General features: G+C 48.4%; 16 protein-coding genes. 9 read left to right on the top strand and 7 right to left on the bottom strand.

The features are described 5' to 3' along the window. The first annotated feature begins 25 nt into the window (after positions 1 to 25). Positions 26 to 1,597 (top strand): bifunctional aminoglycoside phosphotransferase/ATP-binding protein, encoded by a 1,572-nt coding sequence (locus BLU87_RS09850; protein ID WP_092347539.1) that lies wholly within the window; start codon positions 26 to 28, stop codon positions 1,595 to 1,597. A gap of 9 nt (positions 1,598 to 1,606) precedes the next feature. Here the strand turns inward: BLU87_RS09850 and BLU87_RS09845 are convergent, their stop codons facing one another. Genes BLU87_RS09845 through BLU87_RS17810 form a run of 4 tightly spaced genes read right to left on the bottom strand, consistent with a single transcriptional unit; the run spans position 1,607 to position 7,553 of the window. Then, on the bottom strand, positions 1,607 to 2,953 hold the full coding sequence (locus BLU87_RS09845; RefSeq protein WP_092347536.1) for a TolC family protein: 1,347 nt from the start codon (positions 2,951 to 2,953) through the stop codon (positions 1,607 to 1,609). Further along, on the bottom strand, positions 2,946 to 5,984 hold the full coding sequence (locus BLU87_RS09840) for an efflux RND transporter permease subunit (RefSeq protein WP_092347533.1): 3,039 nt from the start codon (positions 5,982 to 5,984) through the stop codon (positions 2,946 to 2,948). The genes BLU87_RS09845 and BLU87_RS09840 overlap by 8 nt, the downstream gene beginning before the upstream one ends. A 15-nt stretch (positions 5,985 to 5,999) precedes the next feature. Continuing rightward, on the bottom strand, positions 6,000 to 6,887 hold the full coding sequence (locus BLU87_RS09835) for an efflux RND transporter periplasmic adaptor subunit (RefSeq protein WP_092347530.1): 888 nt from the start codon (positions 6,885 to 6,887) through the stop codon (positions 6,000 to 6,002). 24 nt (positions 6,888 to 6,911) lie between these two features. After that, the gene (locus BLU87_RS17810; RefSeq protein ID WP_281242533.1) at positions 6,912 to 7,553 is read right to left on the bottom strand and encodes a TetR family transcriptional regulator; all 642 of its coding nucleotides are present in this window, start codon (positions 7,551 to 7,553) and stop codon (positions 6,912 to 6,914) included. A 242-nt stretch (positions 7,554 to 7,795) separates the two neighbouring features. Between BLU87_RS17810 and BLU87_RS09825 the strand changes: the two genes are divergently transcribed. From BLU87_RS09825 to BLU87_RS09805, 5 genes are read left to right on the top strand one after another with little or no spacing between them, the layout of a single operon-like run. Further along, positions 7,796 to 9,742, top strand: coding sequence for an LTA synthase family protein (locus BLU87_RS09825; RefSeq protein WP_092347524.1), 1,947 nt, complete (start codon positions 7,796 to 7,798; stop codon positions 9,740 to 9,742). 25 nt (positions 9,743 to 9,767) lie between these two features. Beyond that, positions 9,768 to 11,357, top strand: coding sequence for a phosphoethanolamine transferase (locus tag BLU87_RS09820; RefSeq protein WP_092347521.1), 1,590 nt, complete (start codon positions 9,768 to 9,770; stop codon positions 11,355 to 11,357). A 31-nt stretch (positions 11,358 to 11,388) separates the two neighbouring features. Further along, a complete protein-coding gene (locus BLU87_RS09815) occupies positions 11,389 to 11,757 on the top strand; it encodes a diacylglycerol kinase (RefSeq protein WP_092347518.1) in 369 nt (122 codons plus the stop codon). Between the two features lie 19 nt (positions 11,758 to 11,776). Beyond that, on the top strand, positions 11,777 to 12,463 hold the full coding sequence (locus BLU87_RS09810; RefSeq protein WP_092347515.1) for a winged helix-turn-helix domain-containing protein: 687 nt from the start codon (positions 11,777 to 11,779) through the stop codon (positions 12,461 to 12,463). Then, the gene (locus BLU87_RS09805; RefSeq protein WP_175498342.1) at positions 12,456 to 13,841 is read left to right on the top strand and encodes a sensor histidine kinase; all 1,386 of its coding nucleotides are present in this window, start codon (positions 12,456 to 12,458) and stop codon (positions 13,839 to 13,841) included. Before BLU87_RS09810 ends, BLU87_RS09805 begins: the two co-directional genes overlap by 8 nt. 78 nt (positions 13,842 to 13,919) lie before the next feature. On the opposite strand, the gene BLU87_RS09800 is transcribed toward BLU87_RS09805, so the two are convergent. Continuing rightward, a complete protein-coding gene (locus BLU87_RS09800) occupies positions 13,920 to 14,339 on the bottom strand; it encodes a DUF4019 domain-containing protein (RefSeq protein WP_175498341.1) in 420 nt (139 codons plus the stop codon). A gap of 164 nt (positions 14,340 to 14,503) precedes the next feature. Next, entirely contained in the window at positions 14,504 to 15,202 is a 699-nt protein-coding gene (locus BLU87_RS09795; RefSeq protein ID WP_092347506.1) for a diacylglycerol kinase, read from the bottom strand. Positions 15,203 to 15,468: 266 nt separating this feature from the next. Here BLU87_RS09795 and rpsA point away from each other — a divergent pair, with 266 nt between their 5' ends. Together rpsA and BLU87_RS09785 are read left to right on the top strand one after the other, a co-directional pair. Then, positions 15,469 to 16,674 carry a 30S ribosomal protein S1 gene (gene rpsA, locus BLU87_RS09790; RefSeq protein WP_092347503.1) on the top strand — a complete coding sequence of 402 codons (1,206 nt, stop codon included), beginning with the start codon at positions 15,469 to 15,471 and terminating at the stop codon, positions 16,672 to 16,674. Next, a complete protein-coding gene (locus BLU87_RS09785; RefSeq protein ID WP_092347500.1) occupies positions 16,671 to 18,050 on the top strand; it encodes an MFS transporter in 1,380 nt (459 codons plus the stop codon). The genes rpsA and BLU87_RS09785 overlap by 4 nt, the downstream gene beginning before the upstream one ends. Before the next feature lie 21 nt (positions 18,051 to 18,071). On the opposite strand, the gene BLU87_RS09780 is transcribed toward BLU87_RS09785, so the two are convergent. After that, on the bottom strand, positions 18,072 to 18,878 hold the full coding sequence (locus BLU87_RS09780) for an HAD family hydrolase (protein WP_092347497.1): 807 nt from the start codon (positions 18,876 to 18,878) through the stop codon (positions 18,072 to 18,074). A 118-nt stretch (positions 18,879 to 18,996) separates the two neighbouring features. Here BLU87_RS09780 and BLU87_RS09775 point away from each other — a divergent pair, with 118 nt between their 5' ends. Beyond that, positions 18,997 to 19,470: an EVE domain-containing protein gene (locus BLU87_RS09775; RefSeq protein WP_092347494.1), complete on the top strand. Its 474-nt coding sequence runs from the start codon at positions 18,997 to 18,999 to the stop codon at positions 19,468 to 19,470. Positions 19,471 to 19,476: the final 6 nt, after the last annotated feature.

Below are 19,476 nucleotides of genomic sequence, written 5' to 3'. Positions count from 1 at the left end.
ACCCTGCTTTATCAGGAGAAACACAATGCAAAAACCTCACACCGCCCTGATTGAAGGGTTACAAAATCCAACCTGCTACAAACACCCTGTCGATGAGGTAAAGCTCGTTGAAACTCATATATCCTGGGTTTTTCTCGCTGGAGAATTCGCCTATAAACTGAAGAAACCGGTCAATTTCGGCTTTCTTGATTTTTCGACTCTGAACAACCGTCACCACTACTGTCAAGAAGAGCTACGGCTGAATCGGCGCTTTGCACCGCAACTCTATCTCGATGTTATCAGCATCGGTGGCTCACCCGAAAAACCACTGCTAGGCGTCACTCCAGCCATCGACTATCTGGTGAAAATGAAGCGTTTCTCGCGTCAGGATGAACTCGACTTGCTGCTCCAACAACACCGTCTCACTGCAACCATGATCGAGAGCTTCGCCACCTCTTTAGCGACCATCCATCAACAGGCACCGATTCTGGATAATGACAGTGACTTTGGTTCCTTGACGGCGATCCGAGCCCCAGTCAAGGAAAACTTCAAGCAACTGCGGACGCTTCTTCCCAACACAAAACAGCAGCAGCAATTACAGGATTTAAAAGGTTGGAGCCGGTCACGCCTTGAACAACTCATCCTGTTGATAGAGCAGCGGAAAAGGGACGGATTTATCCGCGAGTGTCACGGGGACGTTCACCTCGCCAACATGGTCTGGTTTCACAACCAACCGCTTTTGTTCGATTGTATTGAATTTAACGATAATTTCCGCTGTATCGATGTCATCAATGACACCGCCTTCTTACTTATGGACCTGGAAGACCGCAAAGCCGAACCGTTAAGTTGGCGATTCCTCAACCACTACCTGCAACGAACAGGAGACTACAGTGCCCTCCCCTTACTCAATTATTACAAAAGTTACCGGGCATTGGTGCGAGCCAAAGTACTAGCTCTGCGACTGCAACAGCCCGACCTGACTCACACAGAGCAGGAACAACACTATTGTCAGCTACAGAGTTATCTTGATCTTGCCCGTTGCTACAGCCAACCACGGGCAACACCACTGATCATTTGCCATGGGTTCTCCGCTGCAGGAAAAACAACCTTGTGCAAACAGTTGGCAGCCTTGTGCGGCGCCGTTTGCATCGACTCTGATATTGAACGTAAGCGCTTGCACGGTTTAGCCCCTGGGGAAAAGAGTGGCTCTGGCATCGACGCGGGTATTTATTCACCGCAATCAAGTCTGCACACCTACACCAGATTGCTACAATTATCGGCAACCATCCTCAACGCCGGTTTCCCCGTAATTGTGGACGCCACCTATCTGCTCCAGCAACAGCGCTCAGCAATGCAACATTTGGCCAAACAATCAGGGGTCCCTTTTGTCATCCTTGATTTTGAAGTGAGTGAAGAAGAACTCTTCGAACGAATTGCAATCCGCAGTCGACAACCGGGAGGAGTATCAGAAGCGACATCTGCTGTTCTGACTCAGCAGTTGAAGACAGCAGAGCCACTGTCAACTGCGGAAAAGCAGCTCACCATCAGCATCACCGCAGACAGGACCGCGGATGCGATTGCTAAACAGCTGAAACAATGGACCTCTAAGCTCCTTTAATGGTTCCAGTCAAAATTCCAAAATTCTGCCGCTGACCGCTTTCAATTGCTGTAGAGCCATCAAGTAATTGATGCGACTGGCCGCCTCAGCTCCTGAGGCACGGACGAGATCTGTTTGGGCCTCGTTTAAACGGGTCAGATTAGCAACACCTGCCCGGTAGGCTTTTTCCACATGATCGCGAATTTTTGCCGTCAATAACAGCGACTGTTGCTGACGTTGATACATAGCGAGGGTTGCTTCCGCAGAAGCGATCGCTTGCCGGATAGCCGACTGAATTGATAGAACTTGCCGCTGTTTCTGCTGTCGCAGAGCACTGATTTCATGCTCAGCTTCCCGCACTTTAGCCGGACGGCTACCACCTTGATAAATGTCCCAGGTCAGATGCAAACCAGCGTAAGCGTCATGCTCTTTTTGATCATAGCCTTTCAGCTCCTCAATTTTGGTGTAATCAAAACCTGAGTTAAGAATCAACTTCGGCCAGTAACGACCTTGCTGCACCTTTTTACTCTGTTGCAATGCAGCGATTGAAGCGTCCAACGCCTGCAGGTCTGGTCGTTGCTGCATGGCGTAGGAAAACTCCGTAGTGTAGTCCGGTATCTGTGTCGCCAGAACCGTTTTTTCGCTATGCGTTGGATAGAGTTCTTCTGGCAGCTTTGCATCAGGTAACGCCATCAGCTCAGCCAGAACAGTGGTCACCAGCTTGAAATTCTGCTCGGCTCGTAGGTAATCACTTTCAGCCTGCAGCGCCCGGAGCGAAAAGTTGAGCTTCTCCGCTTCGGGAATGCTACCAGCTTGCCAGCGAATATCCGCCTCTTCTTCCAGAATGCGGTTGAAGTTACTATTTTGCTGCGCGATCACCATACTTTCAACCGTCAGCTGGGCCTGATAAAACACACTGGAAACCGCCTCCGCCAGCAGGCGACGGGTTTCCTCACGGGTTTTTTCTGACGCTTCAGCCTGATGTTCGGCAGCCAACATCCGCGCCCGACTGGTAAAACCGTCAAAAAGCAACCAATTCGCTTCGATCCCGGCCGTCCAGACCTCATAGGAATCACTGAAATGGGTACTTGGATCCCAATCCGGATGAATCCTGCTTTTCAGATAACTTTTTCCCAGATGGGCACTGACCATCGGCTTAAAAGCTGAGCGAGCCTGATCGACAACGGCCTGCGCTGCTTCGATCCTTGCAGCTGCCTGCTTGACGTCTGGAGAGGCCTTCAGCGCGAGTTGCAGAGCCTCGCTCAGGGTCAGATTGCCACTGGGGATTTTCATATCAATCTGCGGCAAAATCACAGTTTGAGCGAAAGAGGTCAAAGGCATAAATAGCAGGAAAATGGTGATAATGACTTTAAACATAATTTTTATCCGCCTTGATTTTATAAACCTGAGTGTAGGCAACCGGAACAATGATCAGGGTCAGGAAGGTTGCCGCAAACAGGCCGCTCATAATAGTCGCCGCCATCGCTGCATAAAAAGCATCAAAGAGCAGCGGTGCCATACCAAATATTGTCGTTCCAGAAGCCATCAAAACGGGTCTCATTCTGCTGACTGACGAATCCAGCACGGCCTTGTAAGGATCAATTCCGGCGCTGAGATCTTGCTCGATCTGATCAATCAGCACAATGGCATTTTTGATCAACATTCCAGACAACCCCAGGAAACCGAGTATTGACATGAACCCAAACGGCAACCCAGCCAACAGAAGTCCAGCTGTAATGCCGATTAACGATAGCGGGACAGTCAGAAAGATAATGAGTGGCCGCCGGAAGGAGTTGAACAACCAAACCACAATCAGAAACATCCCCAAAATACAGATGGGGAAAACTTTAGCCAGTGGCGCCTGACTTTCTGCCGAACTCTCAAATTCGCCACCCCACTCCATGGAGTAGCCGATTGGCAACTCAATACTTTCAATCTGATCGCGAACAGCAGCATGGAATTCTGTCGGCAAGCCACTGATAGGGTTGGCCTGTACCGTGATCGTCCGTTGCCGATCCCGGCGTTTTACCAGCGCGTCTTCGGTCACCGGCAGAATCCCTGTGGTCACTTGGCGTAATGGGACGAAACTGTTTTGCAGCGAGCTCCAGATCTGCATATTGGCCAAACTATCAATACTGGCGCGTTCATTCTCAGGTGAACGAAACAGAATCGGGATTAATTTATCTTGCTCATGATAAAGACCCGCGGCGATGCCATTGAAGTTCCACTGTAGGGCATTCGCGACATCACTACGGGTAATCCCGGCATAGCGGGCCTGGGTCTGAGCAAACTGAGGACGTAAGACATCAACAGGATGGCGCCAATCCGTGCGCAGATCACGGGCATTACCCGTGTCCGCAAGAATCTTTTCCGCTTTGGTCGCTAATTCCTTCAGCACGGCGACATCAGGACCCCGAAAACGCGCCTCTATCTTGTAGGGGATCGCAGGCCCGGTCTGAATTTTCTGCGCATAAGGTTCAGCCGCAGGGAACTGCTCTGTCATGTAGGTCTCGATACTTTTCAACAGCTGATCAATGTGGTGATAATCGTCCACTTCAACCAAAATTTGACCGTAAGCACTGTTCGGTGTCTGATAATCGTAGCTGATGATAAAGCGCATCCCCCCCTCACCGATAAATGACGTCGTGTTAACCACCCCGTCAAGACCGCGGACATAAGTATCGATCTGTGCCACATCAGCTGCAGTTTTATCAATATGTGATCCTTGAGGGTTCCAGTAATTAACATAAAAATAACGCTGAGTTGAGTCAGGGAAGAAAGATTTAGGGATAAAACCGAAACCAAACAGTGCCACCCCCAGGGCGACAACGGTCAGGGTCATCACCACCCAACGGTAACAAATTGCCAGATGGAGAATGTGGCGGTAGAACCGATTCATACCACGGCTGTGAGAGTGATTGTCGCCGTTCGCGTCCTGCTTGAGAAACCAGACGCAAAACAGTGGCGTCACGCTGATCGCCAGAATCCAACTGATAAATAGTGATAACGCCATGACATCGAAAAGAGAGCGACAGAACTCACCCACTTTCCCCGGGGCAAAGCCGATCGCAGTAAAGGCAAGAATCGCAACGATTGTAGCACCCAGCAGCGGCCAGATCGTCGCTTTGACAGTCTTGTCCGCCGCCGTTTCAACATCATCGCCATGCTCCATCCGTACTAACGTCCCGTCTGCGACGACAATGGCATTATCGACAAGCATCCCCAACGCCAGAATCAAAGCGCCGAGGGATACCTTTTGCAGGTCGATGCCCATGACAAACATGCCGACAAAAGTGGCAAGAATGGTCAGCAGCAGCACTGCTCCGATCAACATTCCGGTGCGCCAGCCCATAAATAACATCAGCAGGACAATAACAATGACCACGGCTTCGATCAGGTTAATGATGAAGGTGTCGACAGATTCGGTCACCACCTGGCTCTGATAGTAGATGGAATGGATCTCAACGTGCAGCGGTTTGTTCGGCGCCAGTTCTTTGAGCCGAGCCTTGATCGAATCGCCCATGGTAATAACATTACCACCGTCCAGCGTGGCGATTCCCAAACCGATCCCTTCTTTGCCATTGTAACGGAGCATGTTGCGCGGCGGGTCGATGTAGTCACGGTAGATATGAGCCACGTCACTTAAACGGATCATGCCACGGGCGCTACCGATTAACAGATCGGCGATCTGATCTTCACTGTTGAGGTCGCCGCTCGGACTGATCCGCAGATAGTTATCACCCACCTGAACCTTACCACTGCGCTGCACCCGATTTTGCGCTTGCAAGGTCCCCATGATCTGCTGCGGGGTCACGCCAAGTTGCACCAATTGAGATCGCTTAAACTCGACAAAAATAGCTTCCTGGCGAACACCCCACATATCAATTTTTGCCACATCGTCACAAAGGAGCAGTTCTTTTTTGAGGATATCGGCATAATCGGCCAGCTCGGCATTTGTCAGTTCGTCACCAGTCAGAGCAAAAAAGACCCCATAGACATCACCGAAATCATCGTTGACCACAGAGGGTCCAGCTCCCGGCGGCAGTTCCCCTTGAACGTCACCCACTTTGCGGCGTAGTTCATCCCAGATTTGCGCTAACTCACTCGACTTGAAAGTATCCTTCATATCGACATAAACGAACGAGTAGCCCTCCTGCGAGGTCGAATAGATCTCCTTCACCTGACCCATCTCCTGGATCGCCTCCTCAATCACATCGGTGACTTCCTCTTCCACCTCTGCAGGGCTGGCACCAGGATAACTCGTCGCCACGACAGCGGTCTTGATGGTGAAGGTCGGATCTTCCAGACGTCCCAGATTATCGTAAGCAAGAATGCCTGCCGCCACCAGCAGAATGGTGAAAACAATCATCAGGTTGCGTTTGCGCAGAGCAAAAAGTTGTGATTTCATAATTTGCCCTCGAGGCTACATGATCGCACCGGAGACATTTTGCTGCTCCGGAACATGGTAAGAAGATGGTTGGCTCGCCTCATTAATAAGGCTGACTTCGGCAGTCATCCCCGGCAACACATGAAACTGTGGCAACGCAGTAAAGGCAAAACGCAGGGCATAAGTTCTGGTCACCGGATCAGCAGCGCTATTCCATTCCACCAGCTTGGCAGTAAAAGAGCTGTCGGCAATAGCCGCGAGCTTAACCCTCACCTCTTGTCCAACCCGGAGAGGGTAACGGACAATTTCATTCTCCGGTATCTTGATTTCAACCTCCAGGTTGGAGATATCATGAATCGCAAGAACTTCTGCACCAGCCCTGATCATCTCATAGTTTTCGGCACTCTGCGTCGTGATCACCCCCGCAAAAGGGGCGCGTAACGATGTATCTTTCAAACGATGACGGGCCATCTGCAACTGCGCTTCAATAATGGCAACACCTGAAAAAGCGACCTCGTATGCACCCTTGGCACGATCGAAATCCGCCGTCGCACTGACATGTTGATCAAACAAAGTCTGTGCCCGGTCAAAGTCGCGCAAGGCACGGTCCCGTTGTGCTTCGGCGCCGGCCAGTTGTGCTTCCAGTACCCGGATACTGTCTTCAAAGTCACGTGGATCAACTTGCATCACCAGTTGCCCTTTTTTCACCTTGTCACCGGGCTTGACCAACACTTTGATCAGTGGGCCGCTAACCCGAAACGCCAACTTGGCCTGATGGCTGGAAATGATCGTCCCTGGGTAACTTTGCAGGAACGAACTGCCGTGAATCTGTAACTTGGAACCTTTTTCCGCAGCGGTTGCAACACCGGACAGCAGGAACACAAGGCATAAGGTGACAATGATTATGACATTTTGTTTACGCATGATGAGTCTCTCTTTTCTTCAGTTTTATGCCACTGGCAAGCGATAACGCAACAAGGCCTGGTGAATGCAGTTCTCGAGTAAAGCATCCAGGTATTCTTCGCTATATTCCTCTTTTCCGAGCCGCTGCAGGATAGCGCCCCGGTAGTCTGCATGAAAAAACAACGGGGTGAACAGCAACAGGAAATGCTGTGTCCGCAACTCTTCACTCAGAGTCGGGTCGATAACATTGAGTAATTTTCCAACCTGTTCAAGTTCCTCTTCCATAACAGCGTCAAAAAATACATCTCGTAACTTATTGTCCGTTTGCATGACCTGATAAACGGCGCGGCAATACCAACTCGGAACCTCCTTGTCGAAAAGCAGATTGGTCACTCTGGTGATCGCCCGGCGGATCGCTTCTGCTTGGCCATCTTTACTCTGCAGATTACAATCAACCAGAACCTCGACCAGCGGATTGTCAATCCAGCCCTGACAAGCCGTCAACAAGGTGGCCTCAAATAACTTCTCTTTACTCCCAAAATGGTAGTGGATACTGCCAATATTCTCGCCTGACCGTTCCGCGATATTGCGGGTCGTAATGGCATTAAAACCGTCTTCGGCAGCCAACTCTCCTGCGGCATTGATCAGGGCCTGTTGGGTTTTATTACTGGTTTGATATTTAATCACAAGTTCAACCTCCATTGACAAAGCGCTACCAAGTTAGTCGGGTGACTAAATTAAGTCAAGCGACTAAAAAGGAGAAATGACGTCCTCCCTTGCGATACATCGTCGGGCAATTGTCATCCAGTCTCTGTCAACATTGCCAAAAAGTAATCTTCTCGTCATTTTGACGTCATTTTATCCCGCTATAGTCCATCCAATTTTTACAATATCGACTGGTCAAATTGACCATTTTCAAAAGGCCACATATGAAATCATCTCGTTTCCAGCTCCTTCTGGGGATCTACGCTTTTTGGACCCTCCTGTTTTTTTCTACCCGTTTTGTATTGCTCTTTCTAAGCTGGGGAAATATCACTCCAACAGCCTATAATTTTTTAGAAATTTTCACATCAGGCTGGATTTTTGATAGCGCCTTCTATGCCTATGCGATGATTCCGGCCGTTCTCTATCTTTGCCTTCTACCACAGAGGATCTGGACCCATCGTTGGCACGCATATTGGCTTAAACTGATCCTGTTCTCGACCATTTATTCCGCCTGCTTTATTGCTGTTGCTGAATATTTCTTTTGGCAGGAGTTCAGCGTCAGATTTAACTTCATCTCCATCGATTATCTCATTTACCGCCGCGAGGTCACGGACAACATTGTCCAGTCTTACCCCGTAGTCTTGATTTTTTCTGCTCTGTTTTTTGTTGCACTTCTCCTCTACCAACCCTTGGCTTCATTCGTCCAACGATCATTGCGCAGCAAAGAAACATTCTCCCGACGCTGCCTGATCGCCACCTCGTTGCTGTTGTTACCTCTCACGGTTTTTTTCACTATAAATCAGGATCTACGCAACATTTCTGCCAACACTTATACCAAAGAGTTGGCAAGTAATGGTCCCTATCAATTTGTCGCCGCATTCAGGAACAATGAACTGGATTTTCAGCAATTCTACACCTCGCTTTCTACGAAAAAAGCCGACACCCTGATCCGCAAAGAAACCGCCGAACCCAATAGTCAGTTCATTAGCCAGAACCCCTTCGACATCCGTCGCGAAATAAGCCGCACTGGAGCCGAAAAAAGATCCAATGTCATTCTCATTACCGTGGAGAGTCTGAGCTCCGATTTTCTCGGCTATTTTGGTAACCACAAACATTTAACTCCCAACCTCGATGCGCTGATAAAGAAGAGTTTATTTTTTGACAACTTTTATGCAACAGGGACCCGAACCACCCGGGGATTAGAAGCTATTACCTTGTCAATTCCTCCAACCCCTGGACGTTCAATCATCAAACGGATAGGCAGAGAAACGGATCTCTGGTCGCTGGGGAACGTCCTCGACACAAAAGGGTATCACTCATATTTTCTTTACGGTGGACGGGGTTACTTCGAAAACATGAATGCTTTCTTTTCGGGGAACGGTTATCAAATTGTCGATCAGTCAAGTGTTGCTGATGCTGAAATCCATTTCAGTAACGCCTGGGGCATGGCCGACGAAGACCTCTACCAGCAAGCCATCAAGGTTGCTGATCACGAAAATCAACAAGAAACACCATTCTTTCTCCACCTGATGACAACCTCTAATCATCGGCCTTATACCTATCCTGAAGGGAGGATCGATATTCCATCGGGTAAAGGGCGGGATGGCGCGGTCAAATACACCGATTACGCCATCGGTAAATTTATTCAGGACGCCGCTGAGAAGCCCTGGTTTGAGAATACCATCTTTGTCATTGTCGCCGACCATCAAGCTGGCAGTGCCGGCAAGCAGGCTCTGCCTATTGAGCGCTACCATATTCCTCTCTGGATCTATGCTCCGCAACAGATACAACCTGCGATCAACAACAGTCTTGCCAGCCAGATTGATCTCGCTCCAACCCTGTTGGGTCTACTGAATATGAGTTACCGTTCTTGTTTTTTTGGCCGGGATATTCTTCTGACACCACCAAAACGAGCCCTGATCGCCAATTATCAAAATCTTGGTCTCTACGATGGACATCAGCTCGCCATACTCAAACCCCAGGAAAAACTCACCCTGCTCACCGGTTATGAAAAATCTCAACCTATTGAGCAGCCCACCGGAATAAATAACCCCTTCGTTGCTCTCGGCATCAGCTACTACCAAGGTGCTGCTTCTATCTATAAAAAGGGCATCAACGCCTGGAGCGACAGAAATAACATCCCTGTCCACACCGTCAAACTTAACCGTTAAATCTAACGTCCTAAAAGAGTCATCAATGACCTTACAAATTTCCAGAATCAAATTGATCCTCCTGACCTCCTTATTTATAGTTTTTGCTGATAACTACAGGTTCTTTAGTCAGGTCAAAATAATTTACCCCCTCTCCCCTTCCAACACCCCATTCTTGCTTTCGATTGCGGTGGTTTTCTTTAGCTTTCTGGCCCTCTTTTTCAGCCTGTTTAATTCAATCCTGACACTCAAGCCCATACTTATTTTTTCTGTTCTGGTTGCTGCTTTCATCAGCTACTTTGCCAATACGTATTGTGTCATTATTGATGATACGATGATCCAGAATGTTCTTGAAACCAATGCAAGTGAATCGCTGGACCTGATCAGCAGCAAGCTCTTTCTTTACGTTTTTTTGCTCGGGGGATTGCCAGCGTTATTGATCTATAAGGTTAAAACTCCCGTACAAACAAGCAGACAAACCTTGGCTTCAACACTGGTTACAATTTCCATAACAGTTCTCATCATCATTGTGACCCTGCTTTGTTTCAGTAAATTTTACACATCATTTTTTCGAGAACATAAGCCCCTGCGCTATTACACTAACCCGACTTATGCCTTTTATTCCGTGGGGAAATACATCGGGCATAAATTTGATAATCATGAAACAGAGCTTAAAGCCATTGGCCTTGACGCAAAAAAAGACGCAGACGCTCATGGGAGGAGACTTGCAATTGTTGTTGTTGGTGAAGCGGCCCGCGCTGACAGATTCTCTTTGAATGGTTACAAAAAAGAAACCAACCCTCTGTTAAAGAAAGAGGACATCATTAATTTCTCCAATATGTATTCGTGCGGGACCACAACAGCGATTTCAGTCCCTTGTATGTTTTCTTATCTCGAACGGAAAAACTACAACGACAAAAAAGCGAAAACGACAGAAAACGTTCTGGATGTCCTTAACAGGGGTGGGGTTAAGATTTTGTGGCGGGATAATAACTCCAGTTCAAAAGGGGTGGCAGACCGGGTGAGCTACGAAAACTATCGCACCCCGGAAACCAACACCATATGTGACAGTGAATGCCGGGACGTGGGGATGTTAAACGGGTTGCAGGACTTCATCAATCAACAGGATGAAGGAGATATCCTGATCGTCCTCCACCAAAGGGGAAACCATGGCCCCGCCTACGCAAAGAGATATCCGCAAGCGTTTGAGAAGTTCACCCCGGTGTGCAAAACCAATCAGTTGGAAGAGTGCCAGCAAGAGGAAATCGGCAACGCTTACGATAATGCCATCCTCTACACAGATTATTTTCTGCAGCAAACCCTGGAGTTGCTCAAACAAAATGACGGGACATTCCAGTCCGCGCTGTTTTATATGAGTGATCACGGCGAATCCCTGGGTGAAAATGGTCTCTATCTCCACGGGATGCCCTATTTCATCGCCCCGGACGCACAGAAACATGCGGGGGCGTTGATGTGGTTCGGTGCCAGCGCCAGACAGGAGATTGATACCGAGAACCTTCAGCAGACCACCAACGATCATTTTTCTCATGACAATCTTTTTCACACACTACTCGGGTTTATGCGGATAAAAACATCCCTGTACAACGAGGAGAAAGATATTTTAAAATATTTTTAAACTTTCACCTCCCCAATTATTAAGGAATAAAATGCAGAAGAATACCGGCATTAAACGTATTATCCTAGCGGCAGGTTATTCAATCCTCGGAATCAAAGCAGCCGTTAAGCATGAGGCGGCATTTCGACAAGAGTTACTTCTAGCCATTATCCTTATCCCTCTGGCCTTTTGGCTGGATGTAGAGCCGTCACAGCGGGTCTTGATGGTTGCCACGCTGTTTCTGGTCATGATTGTCGAATTGCTCAATTCGGCCATCGAAGCCATCGTGGATCGTATCGGTCCAGAAAAGCACGAGTTGTCTGGGCGGGCTAAAGATCTGGGCTCTGCGGCCGTCATGGGGAGCCTGATCCTGTCCGTCTATATTTGGGGCGAATCTCTGTGGGCTCTCTGGTCAAAATAGAAAACTTAAAGGCCTAAACATGCGAATACTTCTGGTGGAAGACGATAATCGAACCGCGCAGTTTATCAAAAAAGGTTTTGTTCAAGCAGGTTTTGCTGTTGATCGGGCCGCTGACGGGCTTGAAGGTTTATTCATGGCTCAGGATGTGGCATACGATGCCGCCGTCGTGGATATCATGCTCCCTAAGCTTGATGGTTTATCCTTGATTGAACAATTGCGGAAACAGCAAGTCAACACCCCAATCATTGTCTTAAGCGCAAAGAAAACGGTTGATGAACGCATCCTGGGGCTACAAAAAGGCGGTGATGACTATCTGGTGAAACCCTTTGCCTTTACTGAACTTCTCGTTCGGGTACAGACCTTGTTGCGCAGGAGTCAATCAATTGAAGAGCCGGCAACGCTAACAGTTGATGACTTATCCATTGACCTTGTCACCCGTAAAGTCAGACGTGCAGGACAGCAGATCGAGTTACAACACCGTGAGTTTTCCCTGTTGGAATATCTGTTGAGAAACGCTGGTCGAGTCGTTTCTAAAACCATGATTATGGAACATGTCTGGGACTATAATTTTGATCCGGAAAGTAACGTTGTCGAGTCACGTATCTGCCATTTACGCGAAAAAATCGACCTTCCCAAAAGTCATAAATTGATTCATACCATTCGTGGTGCCGGCTATGTCCTCGAAAAACGGGGCGAACATGTTTAGGTCTCTGGCCTCCCGATTAACGCTCTTCTATACCCTTCTGTTCGCAGCCCTTTCTCTTCTGGTTTTTGGAGTGATTCAGTATAACTTGCGAAGCAACCTCCGCGAACGGATTGATCAGGAATTTCTCGGTGATGGGCGCGAATTTGTGGAGATATTTCAACATGGGGGATTTGAAGCTCTGTCTCGAGAAATCCACCTTGAAACCGAAGGTGAAGGGATTGATCTGGTTTTTATCCGCCTCTATTCTGCTGATCTACAGCTCATCGAAACCTCTGATTTGCGGTCTTGGGGCGATCTTCCGCAACCGGCATCAACCCTTAAAAATCTGCGTCAGGGGCAATTTGAAACGATCAATCTGACTTCCCATCCGGGTCAGGCACGGATTTTTTACCAACCTCTGGGGAAAGATTATATCCTCCAATCCGGAACCCTTCTCAGCTTTGATGAAGCGCTCCTTGCCAGCTTTCAGCAGGTTTTTTTCCTCACCTTCGCATTCGTCCTTGTGGCGGCGGTGTCAATTGGTTTTTATATCTCCAGAAGATCCCTTGCCGGGGTAAAGATCGTGCGAGAGACAGCAGATCAAATCAGCCGGGGTAACCTTTCACAGGAGATCACTTTCCACGATCAAGCTGAGGAAGTGAACCATCTCATCACCTCAATCAACCGGATGCAATCAAGAATAAAGACTCTGATCAAAGAACTACAAGACGTCACCAACAATATTGCTCACGACTTGCGCAGCCCAGTCACACGCATCCGCGGTTTGGCTGAAACGACACTCAGCGGGGTTCAATCTCTGCAAGAGTATCAGGGGATGTCTGGTTCGGTTATTGAAGAATGTGACAGCCTCGTCGGTATGATCAATACCATGCTTGAAATTGCTGAAACAGATGCCGGGGTCACCCCCTTGGAGAAGACACCGGTAAACCTTTCTGCCATTATCAGAGATGTCGCTGAACTCTACTCCCCAGTTGCTGAGGACAGAAGTATCCATATCTCCCTTAAAATTATTGATGATCCATTAATTGTCTCGGGGGATCGAGGTCGACTACAGCGTGCTTTCGCAAATTTACTGGATAATGCCTTGAAATTCACCCCAGAAGGGGGATGGATAGCGCTGGAAGCAAAACAAGAAAACCATTGCGCCCAGATCAGGATTGCTGACAGTGGGGCAGGTATTGCAACTAAAGACCTGCCCCGCGTTTGGGAGCGGTTTTATCGAGCTGACAGCAGTCGCTCAACCCCGGGAACAGGTCTTGGGTTGAGCCTGGTCCGCTCAATTATTCTCGCTCACGACGGCCAGATAGACATCACCAGTGCTCAGAGAGCAGGAACCCAAGTGACGGTCTGCATCAATATTGCCGCCACAGGGAGTTAACCGTTCCAAGATAATGATATTTCTAAAAACCTTGATGCTATCTGGTGAAACCGCTGTGCGCGGTCAACAAAATAGTCGCTATTTCAGATGATAAGAGCACACCTGCCAGGCTTCCCCGGCAAGACTCACAAGAAGAACCTCGGCAGCTTTCGCTTTTCTCTGAGTGCGGGCCTCAAAATAAATCACCAGATATTCATCGTCAGGCAACCCTGGATAGGTATCCCGGGCATGGATCGAGACCAGCTTACGATCCTGAACCGTCCCTAAAAGCAGACCAGAGAGTTCTCTCTCCTTCACCCATTCCGGCTCAGTGTCAACCATTTTCAGCAACGCCGAACTGGCACTATAGGCCGATCGATATTCCTTGTTATCTAACAGTTGGGTAAATTTTTCAGCAGCTTTCACTGCCTGTGATGGGAAGTTACCAGCGAGGCAAACAGAACTTAAGCAGCTGATAAGAACAACGGACACAACAATAATACGCGATAGATAATTCATAGATACCCCTCCATTGGCTCTAAGTTTATCCCACAGTAGCAAGAGTTTCTGACAAAAATCTGAATGCAATCTGAGTGAAGCGTTCCCAGAACGACTTAGATCAGCTATCAGGCACCTCTTTTGGAAACTTCGTGACATCGACACATTCAGTCGTGCAGGTCACTTCAGGTAAACAGCAGATAGGCCAACAAGGTCACCACTGAACCAAGCAAAGCACCAAGAAACACCTCTCTGGGGGAGTGAATTTTCATCAATAAACGGCTTTGGCTAACCAGCACCGCAAGCAGTAATACCATCATCCCAAGGAGAAAACTTTTTCCAAACAGAAACGTTGAAACTGCAATGGAAAAGGCCACCGCAGCGTGTCCACTGGGCACCCCACCACGCAGAGGTGTTCCCCGGTTATAGTGGGATTTGATCAGAATCACCAAAATAAGGACAATCAGCAACGCACCAACCGGAATCGTTCCCTGGGGCTCTTCGCCGAAGGTCGGCTCACTGTGAAATAATGGAAAGATATGCCCTGAAAGCACCAGATAACCAAGAATGACAGCGCCGACACTGGTCACCAGAACAGCTCCTGCGGCAACATCTTTGGCCCGCTTAGCCAACTCATGATAATCTTCAGTGACCAGGTCAACCACAGCTTCAATCGCCGTGTTCACTAACTCCGCGAAGATAACGATGACGGCAGCAAGAACCAGTAAAAAAAACTCTAAAGCGGAAATCTTAAAAAAAAGCGCCATAAAGACAACGGCTAAAGCAGCAACCAAGTGATAGCGAACATGTTTCTCACCTTTAGCCGCCCAGAGAATCCCCTCTATCGCGCAGTTAAGACTTTCAAGCCAGCTTGTCGGTTTCATAACGTTGTCCTCGAAGAAAATTTGTTTGTTATACAAAAAATAACAGCAACACCGGAAATCACAATCAAACAGGGAAAAAAGCGGCAGAAAAGGACTCTTCACGAGTTCATACAGGCCATTATCCCGCTGCAACTATCAAGAATCAGCAGCAGACACCATAGTTTCGCTTTCAATTCGTAGAAGTCTCCTTAATTCCCCCATTTACTCTCAAGAAAAAACCGGCTAATCTCTGAACCTTCCATAAATAAAATCAGGAGATTACAACAATGAGCGAAGATAACTTTAGCGATGAACCGATGAACGACGATGACGCCAGTTTTGCCGAGATGTTTGAAGCCAGTCTTGCTGAGGTTGGCAAACCGCTGATCCCCGGAAAGAAGATTGACGCAACAATCCTGCAAATTGGCTCTGACTGGTGCTTTTTAGATGTCGGTCAAAAGGGCGAAGGGGTTCTCTCTTCAGCTGAACTGCTAAACGCTGAGGGGGAGATTCAATATGCTGTCGGTGATGTCATCTCCGCTTATTTTTTATCCCGTAGCGGAGGAGAATTGCGCTTCACAACCAAAATTGGTGGCTCTGGCTCCGGGACAGAGCAGTTAGAAAATGCCTATCAAACTGGTATCCCAGTGGACGGCACCATCGAAAAAGAGATCAAAGGTGGGTATGAGGTAAAGTTGGCAGGAAATATCAGAGCCTTTTGCCCCTTCTCCCAGACTGGTTTGCGACTGGCGGAACCAGCAGACCTGATTGGCCAGAATCTCCCCTTTAAAATCAGTCAGTTCAGCGAGCGGGGACGGAATATTGTTGTCTCCCACCGCACCATCCTTGATGAAGAGCGCGAGCAACTCCGCGTCGGTTTGCGTGAGACCTTAAAGGAAGGAATGGTGATGAAGGGCAGCGTCACCAACATCCGTGATTTTGGTGCCTTCGTTGATATTGGTGGAATTGAAGGTCTGTTGCCGATTTCTGAGATCAGCTATGGCCGGGTTGAAGATATCAATGAGGTGCTGCAGCTGGGACAGGAACTGGAGGTCGCTGTTAAGAAAATTGACTGGGACAACAATAAATTTTCCTTTAGTCTGCGTGACACTCTGGCAGATCCGTGGAACAAAGTCGGATCAATTTATAAAGTCGGCGTGAAGTATCCCGGAAAAGTGAGTCGATTAGCGCAATTTGGAGCTTTTGTAACGTTGGAAGATGGCATTGATGGTCTGCTCCATATCTCCAAGCTGGGTGAAGGCAAGCGGATTCGCCACCCTCAGGACGTGCTCAGCGTCGGGCAACAGATAGAGGTGATGGTCGAAAAAATCGAACCAGAGGAGAGGCGTATCTCACTGGCATTGACCGACAATACCGATGAGGTGGCCGAAACCAGCTACAACGAACAACCAACCACTGCATCAAGCTTTGGCAGTCTCGGAGATCTACTCAAAGCCGGTCAAAACAAAAAAGAGCACAAGAAACACAAATGACCACAAGTTCGTCCCGTTCAGCCATCCTGTTTTCTGTTTGTATGGCTCACTTTTTAATGCCCTTCATGATGTCGGCAGTGGGAGTCGCCCTGCCGACAATGGGGCGTGAGTTCTCTGCCACTGCGATACAACTGGGACTGGTTGAAACCACCTATATCCTCTCTGCATCTATTTTTTTGCTAGCGATGGGGCGTTTCGGCGACATTCATGGACGCCGTAAGGTCTTCCAGATCGGTCTGCTGATTTTTTCCTTTATTGGCGGGTTGATTTCACAATCATGGTCCATCGAGATTGTCATTGCCTTGCGTTTTTTGCAAGGGATGGGCGGCGCCATGGTGATGGCAACTACGATGGCGATTCTCGTCTCTGCTTTTCCTCCGAACCAGAGGGGTAAAGCTCTCGGACTGGCTATTGCCAGCGTTTATGCAGGGATTTCATGTGGTCCCCTTATCGGCGGTTTTCTGGTGGAAACCCTCGGTTGGCGCGCGGTCTTTTATATGGTACTACCACTGGGACTCATCACCTATCTGATTACGCGGATAAAGATCAAAGAAGAGTGGGCGGAAGCTCAAGGAGAACGATTTGACTGGAAAGGGTTTGCTCTTTACGCTCCGTCCATATTGATGCTTGTGTATGGAGTATCAAACCTGAGTCAAGGAGGGTGGGCATGGGGAATGCTGATTCTAGCAAATCTTGGCCTGTTCCTATTCTTGGTCGCTGAGACACAGACCCCTTTTCCGCTGTTGGATATTAAACTGTTACGTAATAATCGCGTTTTTGCCCTGAGCAACCTGGCCGCTTTATTTAATTATGCAGCGACCTTTGGTGTCACTTTCTTTCTCAGTTTATACCTGCAATATGTCAAAGGGATGGGGCCGCAGCAAGCCGGCTCAATTTTGATCATCCAACCTATTGTGCAAACCATTTTTTCTCCATTTTGTGGTCGCCTTTCCGATCGGATTCCGGCCTCTTGGGTCGCAACTAGCGGCATGGGGTTTTGTGCCATCGGCCTGGCCGTAGCATCCACACTTGCAGCAGAGTCTTCGATGACCGTTGTGTTCTTGTTGCTAGGTTTTCTGGGGTTGGGCTTTGCACTGTTCTCTTCACCCAATGTCAGCATGATTATGGGGAGTGTCAAACCGCGCGAATTAGGGGTCGCATCGGGTCTGAATGCCAGTATGAGGACACTGGGAATGCTCTCCAGCATGACCATTATCACTCTGCTTTTTTCCTACATGATGCACGGTCAGCCGATAACACTGGAGACACAACCAGCATTTCTTGCCAGCATGAGGACAGCGCTGCTGATTTTTTGCAGCCTGTGTGTGCTCGGGATCGGTTGCTCTCTTGGACGGGTCAAAAAAACATCACGATGAGGGATCACTATCACTCAAAACTCATTCGTTCTGCCGTTTTACACGCAAGAGTGCTGCTGCGAGTTCAAGAAACCCGGTGCCACCCTCCTGCGTTGTAATCCAGGCTGGCTTAACGGCGCTTTGATCGAGAAAACGAGTAATATTCGCAACACCGACGCTCTCGGGAAAATAATCGAACATCGGCATATCATTTGGAGAATCGCCAATAAAAATAACCTGCCCCTTAACGGCCTCCAGATCCTCGTTAAAAACTTCCAGAAACAGATTGCGGGTCATGCTCAATTTATCGTAGTCGCCAAACCAGCCATTCACATGGATAGAACTGATCTTTGCATGCGCCCCTGCGGCTGTAAACATCGCCATAATTCTGTTGACCTTGGTTGTCGACAACGGTGCAACATCTTCACAAATATCAATCGCCAAATCGGTTTCACGATAGGCCTGATCAGCTGCAACTCTGGCTTCAGGGATCGCCGTCAAAATCTCATCACTCAATGCCAAAAGCCGGGCACGATCTGTTTGCCGTTCAGCATCAGCCTTCCAATAACGGCGCAGCATATGTTGTCGCTCAGTGCGATAACAAAAATAAAACGCTCCGTTCTCACCCACAATGCCATCGATCGGCCACATCCGCGCCATATGATCACACCAACCGGCAGGACGGCCAGTAATCGGCACGAGGATAATCCCTGCATCATGGAGCTTTTCCAGAGCCATATACACAGCGGCGGGAAGACGGCCATTCAGTGTCAAGGTGTCATCAATATCTGCAAGCACATATTTGATCTGCTTTAACTTGTCAGGGGCTATATCTTTGAGGGGTTGCATGTTGTTTCCTGATCTGGTTTGCTATTCAGACAAAAAAATAGTCAAATGGGAAATCTCGATGTCATTGTAATATTTTTGTGCTGCGGCGCAAGCTGTTTGATAAAAAAGGAGAGCAGAAATGAACTATTGGTTGATGAAGTCGGAACCCAGTGCCTTCGGTATTGATGATCTTAAGAACATGCCCAAGCAGACAGAACATTGGGATGGTGTGCGTAATTATCAGGCCCGCAATATGATGCGTGACCAGATGAAGATCGGTGACCAGGTCTTCTTTTATCACTCTAACTGTGATGTCCCTGGAATCGTCGGCATTATGGAGGTGGTGCGCGAAGGCTATCCTGACCACACGGCATTTGATCCCCAGAGCAAATATTTTGATCCGAAAAGTGATCCGCAAAACCCACGCTGGATCATGGTCGATATCAAATATATTCGCCACACCAGACGGGTCATCCCCCTTGCTGAACTCAAACAATGTGAACAGCTTGAAAACATGCAACTGGTGCGAAAGGGTAACCGTCTCTCAATCATGCCAGTTCAACCTGATGAGTGGAACTTCATTCTCAGCTTGGAAGACAACCCTTCAATCTAGGTTCCG

It is taken from the genome of Desulfuromusa kysingii, assembly GCF_900107645.1.
GTDB classification, from domain to species: Bacteria; Desulfobacterota; Desulfuromonadia; order Desulfuromonadales; family Geopsychrobacteraceae; genus Desulfuromusa; species Desulfuromusa kysingii.
Note: the sequence above shows the minus strand (reverse complement) of the source record. Positions and strands in the feature narration are given on the sequence as shown.